2 protein-coding genes are annotated in these 2,605 nt (G+C 64.0%); both read left to right on the top strand.

Translation table 11 applies throughout. The features are described 5' to 3' along the window. Positions 1 to 466 precede the first annotated feature (466 nt). The gene (gene ku, locus NKH57_RS33570; RefSeq protein ID WP_352950642.1) at positions 467 to 1,375 is read left to right on the top strand and encodes a non-homologous end joining protein Ku; all 909 of its coding nucleotides are present in this window, start codon (positions 467 to 469) and stop codon (positions 1,373 to 1,375) included. Next, positions 1,372 to 2,493, top strand: coding sequence for a tetratricopeptide repeat protein (locus tag NKH57_RS33565; RefSeq protein WP_352950640.1), 1,122 nt, complete (start codon positions 1,372 to 1,374; stop codon positions 2,491 to 2,493). Before ku ends, NKH57_RS33565 begins: the two co-directional genes overlap by 4 nt. Positions 2,494 to 2,605 lie beyond the last annotated feature (112 nt).

The following is a 2,605-nucleotide window of genomic DNA, read 5'->3' as shown; positions in this document are numbered from 1 at the left end:
GTTTCCTGCCCACTCCAACACACCCCCGCCCCCCCCCCCCTTGTGGGGGTGGGGGGGCCCGCCCGGCGCGGGGGTTGGGGGGGCGGCGCCAGCGGTTGAAGATGGCTTCTCTGATCCAGCTTGGGATAGGGTTGCGCCATTCCCCCTCTCCGTCTCGGCTTCGCCGAGCCACCTCTCCCCCATTTCATGGGGGCGAGGAACCCAGGTCCGGCGAAGCCGAGCCCAGAGTCCATCGACGCTTTCGACAATTTGAATTATTCTTGCCCCACGACCACAAAGACGTACCGGAACATTTCGTCAGGAATTTCCCTGTATCGTGCGGGGTCGGTGTAGGATTTCCGCAGCCTCGTTCGTCCTTCGGACGAAAAGCGCTGCAGAGAGTATGATCCCGAAAAGTGGGAACCGGTTTTCGGATAAGATCATGCTCAAGCTAAAATGTCAGTGCATGACCGCGTAGGAGTGTTTCATGGCGCCCAGGGCAAGTTGGAAAGGTTACCTCAAACTCAGTCTGGTCAGCTGTCCGGTGCGGCTATACCCCGCCACCAGTGCCAGCGAACGCATCTCGTTCAACCAGTTGCACAAGACTACCCATAACCGCATCAATATGAAGCCGGTCGACCCGGAACTGGGGCTCGTCGAGCGTTCTGACCTGGTCAAGGGTTACGAATACGAGGACAAGCAGTACATCATCATCGATGATGCCGACCTCGACGCGGTGCGCATCGAATCCAACCACACGATGAACATCGAGGCTTTCGTCGACGAGGGTGACGTAGACGTCATCTATCAGGACGCGCCGTACTATCTGGCGCCCGATGGCGCGATGGCGGAAGAGACCTTCGCCGTGCTGCGCGAAGCCATGCGCAAATCCGGCAAGCTGGCGATCGCCCGCCTTGTGCTGTCCAGCAGGGAACGCGTGGTGACGATCGGCGCGCGCGAGAACGGCATGTTCGTGTGCACGTTGAGGAACCCGAACGAAGTGCGTGGCACGGCTGAATATTTTGGCAACATCCCGGCCGGCAAGCCCGATCCGGAAATGCTGCAGCTCGCCGAAGCCCTGATCAAGCAGAAGGAAACCACCTTCGATCCGAAGAACTACGAGGACCGCTATGAGATCGCGCTGATGGCGATGATCCGCGAGAAGCTGAAGGGCCACAAGCCGATCATCGCGGCGGCACCCGAGCGCGGCAATGTCATCAATCTGATGGATGCGCTGAAGGCGAGCCTGTCGCAATCGAAGCCGCCGGCCAAGTCGAAGAGCAAGGCCGACGAGGTTGCCAAGCCCGCCGCCAGGAAGGCGGCAGCAGCGGGCGGCGCTGCTGAAAATCCGCTGAAGGCCAATCTGCTGAAGGCGGTCGGCAAGAGCAAGAAATGACGGCACCGGCCGTCCCGAGGGCCGTCTTCGGCACTGTCGGCGCGCTGGCGGCGTTTCCGCTCAGGCTGGCCGCGCGCGAAGTGGATCGCCAGCACGGTCAGCTACGGCGCGGTATAACCCGGCGCACCACCCATGTCGTGTTCGGCCGCACGTTGCTCCAGAAAGCTGGATTGACGAAGAACGGCGACTCCGAGATCGAGCGCTGCATCGTCGCCCAGGGTGCGGCTGGGCGGGTACTCCTCAGCGAGAACGGTTTCCTGCGGCTACTCGGGCTGATGAAGGTGCCGGAAGCATCCTCGCTGTCGCGGCAATCGCTGATCGAGCAATCGCGGCTATCGGGCGCCGACCTCGACCTGCTCAGCCTGTTCGATGCGTTCGAGCATGACGCCGAACCGTACTCCTTCCGCGACCTGATCCTGGCGCGCAAATATGCCGGGCTCATCGCCGGTGGTGCGACATGGGGCGCGATCGCGCGCTCCGTCCATCGTTCCGGCCCGGTCGCTTCGCTCACCGCCAAGTCGCTCAATGTCGGCTCGCAGCACGGGCGCGCCGATGCGATCTACCTTGAGGACGGCCAGAGCGAACTCGACGGGCAGTTGCTGTTCGACCTCGGAACAGCCGGGGCAGAGCGCGACGACACGCTGGAAGAGCTGTTCGCCGAGGCCGAGGCTGCGGAGGAGGGCGGCGACCATGATGGGGCGGCCGCGCTCTACAAGCGCTGCCTGGCGATCGACCCGAGCGACGCAATTGCCGCCTTCAACCGCGCCAACTGCCTGCGCGCAGGCGGCCACGCGGCGGACGCCGCACACGATTATGCCCGGGCGATAAAGCTTGATCCGGCTTTCGTCGAGGCGTGGTTCAACCTCGCCGGACTGATGAGCGAGCAAGGCCGCGAGGCTTCGGCGCGAAGGCATTTGCAGAAGGCAATCGCACTGGACAAGACCTATGCCGATCCGGTGTTCAACCTGGCGAGGCTGGAATTCGACGCCGGCAATTTGCTGGAGGCGCGTAGGCTATGGGTGCGGTATCTCGAACTCGACGTGGAATCGGAATGGGCTGGGGTGGCGGCCAAGGGCGTGCAGTTCGTGGATATGCAGCTGGCGCGGACGGCGGGGTGAGTGGAATTTATGCTGGCGCTTGAACACCCCCCTCATGGGGGGGGGGGGGGGGCGGGCGCCCGGCGCCGGGGCGCGGGGCCGGGGGGGGGGGGGGGGGGTGGGGTGGCGGGCG

The organism is Mesorhizobium sp. M1050, assembly GCF_040318715.1.
In the GTDB taxonomy this organism is placed as follows: domain Bacteria; phylum Pseudomonadota; class Alphaproteobacteria; order Rhizobiales; family Rhizobiaceae; genus Mesorhizobium.
Note: the sequence above shows the minus strand (reverse complement) of the source record. Positions and strands in the feature narration are given on the sequence as shown.